A 4,599-nucleotide genomic window follows, 5' to 3' on the forward strand; every position below is an offset into this window, starting at 1 on the left:
CCACAGTTGTCTGCATTCTGCCTTTAATTAATGCCCTTCAATCACCCCGCTGAATACTTCTTCAACAACCGCCAACCACAGGACTAGGGTGGCGTCAGGTTGCATAACAATAAAAACGCAGGATGCAGCAATGACCGCCATGACCCGCTGCCTGGACCGTCCTGGATTCATGCCACGGCTGTCCGCCCATCACCTGTTACGCCCGCAATTGACCGAGCCGTTGCTCGCAGCAACCGTGAGGGTGAAGTTGCTGTGCGCGCCGGGTGGCAGTGGCAAAAGCGCGTTACTGGCCGAGTGTGCCTTGCAGGCGCCCAAGGGTTGCCAGGTCTATTGGCTGCCACTCAATGGCGCGGCTTTGAGCCCCGATGAGTTGTGCCAACGCTTGGCGCACAACCTGGGGCTGGCGTTTGTCGATGAAGCTACCTTGTTGCTTGACCTCAGCCGCTGGCAGCCCACGGCGTGGTTGTTCCTGGATGATTACTGCCGCCTGCCCGCGCCCGAGCTGGATGCTTTGCTCGACCGCCTGCTCAGTGTCGCCAGCCCGGCGCTGACCTGGTGGCTGGGCGCGCGGCGGCGACCGGCATGCAACTGGCCGCGGCTGTTGCTCGACGATGAACTGTTGGTGTGCAGCGAGCTGAACTTCAGCCCGGCGCAAGTCCAGCAACTGCTCGGCGGCGGGCAAAGCTTCGACAGCGTGATGCAGTTCAGCGGCGGTTGGTGCGCTGGTGTACGCATTGCCTTGCTCGGTGATGGTCACCCGGACAAAACCTTGCTCGACTACCTGCAACACGAACTGCTGCGCACCTTGCCGGTCGAGTTGGCTGAGGCCTGGCGGGTATTGGCGCACCTGCCGCGCTTCAACCCGGGCCTGTGTGAGCACCTGTTCGGCGCTGGCGACGGCGCCGACTACCTGCGGGAGTTGCAGGCATTGGGCGCCTTTATCCAGCCCTGGGAAGACACCACCGATTGGCTGCAGGTCTTTGCGCCGCTCGCACGCTTGCTGCGCGATGAGCCCTGGCCGGCCAAGCGCGCCTGGCATCGGCGTGCCTGCCAATGGTTTACCGCCGAGTGCGATTGGCAAGCCGCGTTTGAACAGGCCTTGCTGGCCGAAGCGTTTGAGATGGCGGTGAGCCTGTTGCAACACTTCAGTTTTGAAGACTTGTTCCGTCAGCAGAATGCGCAGCTGTTGCTGCGTCTGCATGAGCAACATGGCGATGAATTGATGCTTGGCTCCGCACAACTGGTGGGGCTGGTGACGGCCGCATTGTTGTTCGCCGGGCGCTTTGAGCAAGCCGGTGTGTGCATCGACCAGCTTGCCCGGTTTGCACCACAGCCGACGGCGGCGAAACAGCGGCATTTACTGGCGCGCTGGCAGGCGCAATGGGGCTGGTTGTTGCACCTCAATGGGGATGCCGAGCGCTCCCGCGAGCATTTTCTGGAGGCTTTGCAAGCGTTGCCCGACAGCGCCTGGACTTCCCGGCTGATGTGCCTTTCGGGCCTGACCCAGCAAGCCTTGCTGCGCGGCGAGCTGGACGTGGGCCAAGCCTTGAACCGCGAAGCGCTGTGCCTGGCGCGTGCCCATGGTTCATTGGTGCTGGAAGCGCTGCTGGAACTGGATCATGCGCAATTGCTGGAGCAACGCGGTGCACCGTATCGGGCGCAAAGCCTGCTGGAAAATGTGCAGGCGATGCTGGCGCGCCAGCGCCTCAAGGCGGGGCCACTGGTAGGGCGTATCGCCCTGCGGCGCGGGCATCTGGCGTTGCGCCAAGGCCAGGACGCGCTCGCCGGTGAATGCTTCGAGAGCGGTTTGAGCCTGTGCCTGCACAGCCAGGACAAGCGCGTGCTCTATGGGTTTCTCGGCCTGGCGTTGCTGGCGGCCAACCATGGCGATTACGCCCAGGCGTTTGCCCAGTTGCGCGAAGCGGAGCGCTTGATGCAGCAACGCCATGTGCCGGACTCGGTGTACCGCGCGGTGCTGCTGTTGGTCAGTGGGCACTTCTGGTTGCAACAGGGCCGTGCCGAACTGACCGTGGAAGCAGTGCGCCGGGTGCTGCGCCACTTCCGTGGGCCACAGGCCCGGCAAGCACCGCCGGCTACGCTGGAACTGATTCCACGGCTGGAGTACTTGCTGGTGCTGGCCGAGGTGAAGCTGGGTGTGGCCGTTCAGCCTATGGAGCGCCTGTATGCCTTGCTCGACACCACCCAACTACGCGGCATGCTCTGCCTGGAAACTGAGCTGCACCTGGTGCTGGGCGAAGTGGCCTGGCAGTTGGGCGACTCAGCCGTGGCCCGGCGCGCCCTGCAAACCGGGCTGGAGCTGGCGCAACGCTGCCAGGTGCAGCAGGCGATTCGCGAGCTGCGTTTGCGTGCGCCGGGGCTATTGATTGAGCTGGGCCTGGAAACCCCGGCGGCGCCCAGTGGCGTGGTGGAAAACCCGCTGAGCCAACGCGAACTGGAAGTGCTGCAGCTGATCGCCCAAGGCAACTCCAACCTGGAAATCGCCGACCGGCTGTTTATCTCGCTGCACACCGTCAAGACTCACGCGCGGCGTATCCACAGCAAGCTCGGCGTTGAGCGACGCACCCAAGCGGTGGCCAAGGCCAAGACATTGGGCTTGATGGTCTAGGCGCAGAACGCCTGGCGGTATTCCCCGGGCGTGGCGCCCATGGCCTGGCGAAAACGGTGGGTAAAGTGGCTGGCGCTGGAGAAGCCACACCGCCACGCAATCTCGCCAAGGGGCAGGGCGCCGCCACGCAACAGGGCTTGCGCACGCGCCAGGCGACGTGCCAACAGGTACTGGTGGGGCGGCAGGCCGAAGCTTTGGCGGAACATTCGCGCAAAATGGTATTCCGACAGCGCGCACAGGCCGGCCAGTTGCCCGAGGCTGATCGGGTCTTCCAGGTGGTGGTCGATAAACTCCACCAACAGCCGCCGCTGATGCGCCGCCAACCCGCCTTTCAAACGCAGGCCATCGCGTGCGCCGACTTGGCTGAGCAAGGTGTGGCTGAGCATTTCATGGGCCAGACTGCTGGTCAGCAGGCGCTCGGCGGGCTCCTTCCAGTTGAGGGCGATCAGTTGGTGAAAGCGTTGGGCCTGGCTGGCGTCTTCGAGGAAGGTGCTTTCGCGCAGTTGCAGTTCCCGCGGTTCGCGATCGAGCAACGTGACGCAGCCGAGGGCAAATTGCTCGGGACTGAAATACACGTGGGCCAGGCGGATCTCACCGTTGATCACCCAAGCCGACTGGTGCTCGGCGGGCAGTATGCAGAGTTTATCCGGGCCGCCCTTGGTGCCAGGCTGATCGCGCCGAAACGTGCCGGTGCCGCCGCCGATGTAGCAGGACAAGGTGTGATGGGTCGGCGCCTGGTAGTCCTGCGAGTCGTGATGGTTGCTCCACAAGGCCGCAGACAAACCGTCACCGAGCTCGGCGCAGGCTTCCAGGCGTGCGTTGGGCGAGCGGTTAAGGGCTTGAAAGACTTGCAGGGATTCCAGATCTGGCATGGTTGTGCTCTCCGACGCCTTGCATCCTACTCCCGCAGGCGATAGCTGTGATCCCTGCGCCCGACAAAAGCGCAAGAATGTGCAAGAGCGCCGGCCGGCTGCCAAGGGACACTGTGGCTCAATCGACGGAGCCCGCTATGAACCTTTTCCTGTATTTACTCACCGTGCTGATCTGGGGCACCACCTGGATCGCCCTCAAATGGCAATTGGGCGTCGTGGCGATTCCCGTGTCGATCGTCTACCGCTTCGGCCTGGCGGCGCTGGTGCTGTTTGCGCTGTTGCTGCTCAGCCGCAAGTTGCAGGTGATGAACCGGCGCGGGCATTTGATCTGCCTGGCGCAGGGGCTGTGCCTGTTCTGCGTCAACTTCATGTGCTTCCTGACCGCCAGCCAATGGATCCCGAGCGGTCTGGTGGCAGTGGTGTTTTCTACCGCCACGTTGTGGAACGCCCTCAATGCCCGGGTGTTTTTTGGCCAGCGCGTAGCACGTAACGTGTTAATGGGCGGCGCGCTGGGGTTGCTGGGGCTGGGCTTTCTTTTCTGGCCGGAACTGGCAGGGCATACCGCCAGCCCGCAGACCTTGCTCGGCCTGGGGTTGGCATTGTTGGGGACGATGTGTTTCTCGGCGGGCAATATGCTCTCGAGCCTGCAACAGAAGGCCGGGCTCAAGCCGCTGACCACCAATGCATGGGGCATGGCCTATGGCGCGACGATGCTGGCGACTTACTGTGCGGTGCGCGGCATTCCCTTCGACATGGACTGGAGTGCGCGGTATATCGGCGCGCTCTGGTATTTGGTGATTCCGGGTTCGGTGATCGGCTTTACCGCCTACCTCACCCTGGTTGGGCGCATGGGGCCGGAGCGGGCGGCGTATTGCACGGTGCTGTTTCCCGTGGTGGCTTTGAACGTGTCGGCGTTTGCCGAGGGTTACCAGTGGACGGCCCCGGCGCTGATGGGGCTGGTGCTGGTGATGTTGGGGAATGTGTTGGTGTTCAGAAAGCCTCGGTCGGTTCACCCAATCTTAAAGGCGAAGGCAATCTAATGTGGGAGCTGGCTTGCCTGCGATGGCGGTGGGTCAGCTAACTCAACTTTGACTGATCCAC

General features: G+C 63.1%; 3 protein-coding genes. 2 read left to right on the top strand and 1 reads right to left on the bottom strand.

Annotation, left to right across the window (positions count from 1 at the left end; translation table 11 throughout):
• Window positions 1–130: 130 nt before the first annotated feature.
• The gene (locus tag FEM54_RS25345; RefSeq protein ID WP_138453522.1) at window positions 131–2,626 is read left to right on the top strand and encodes a LuxR C-terminal-related transcriptional regulator; all 2,496 of its coding nucleotides are present in this window, start codon (window positions 131–133) and stop codon (window positions 2,624–2,626) included.
• Here the strand turns inward: FEM54_RS25345 and FEM54_RS25350 are convergent.
• Complete coding sequence (locus tag FEM54_RS25350; protein ID WP_138453523.1) at window positions 2,623–3,498, bottom strand: helix-turn-helix domain-containing protein; 876 nt, start codon at window positions 3,496–3,498, stop codon at window positions 2,623–2,625. The two genes, FEM54_RS25345 and FEM54_RS25350, sit on opposite strands and share 4 nt — an antisense overlap.
• A 137-nt stretch (window positions 3,499–3,635) precedes the next feature.
• On the opposite strand from FEM54_RS25350, the gene FEM54_RS25355 reads away from it, so the two are divergent.
• Window positions 3,636–4,538, top strand: coding sequence for a DMT family transporter (locus tag FEM54_RS25355; RefSeq protein WP_138453524.1), 903 nt, complete (start codon window positions 3,636–3,638; stop codon window positions 4,536–4,538).
• The last annotated feature ends 61 nt before the right edge of the window (window positions 4,539–4,599 follow it).

Source organism: Pseudomonas edaphica, assembly GCF_005863185.1.
Classification (GTDB): Bacteria; Pseudomonadota; Gammaproteobacteria; order Pseudomonadales; family Pseudomonadaceae; genus Aquipseudomonas; species Aquipseudomonas edaphica.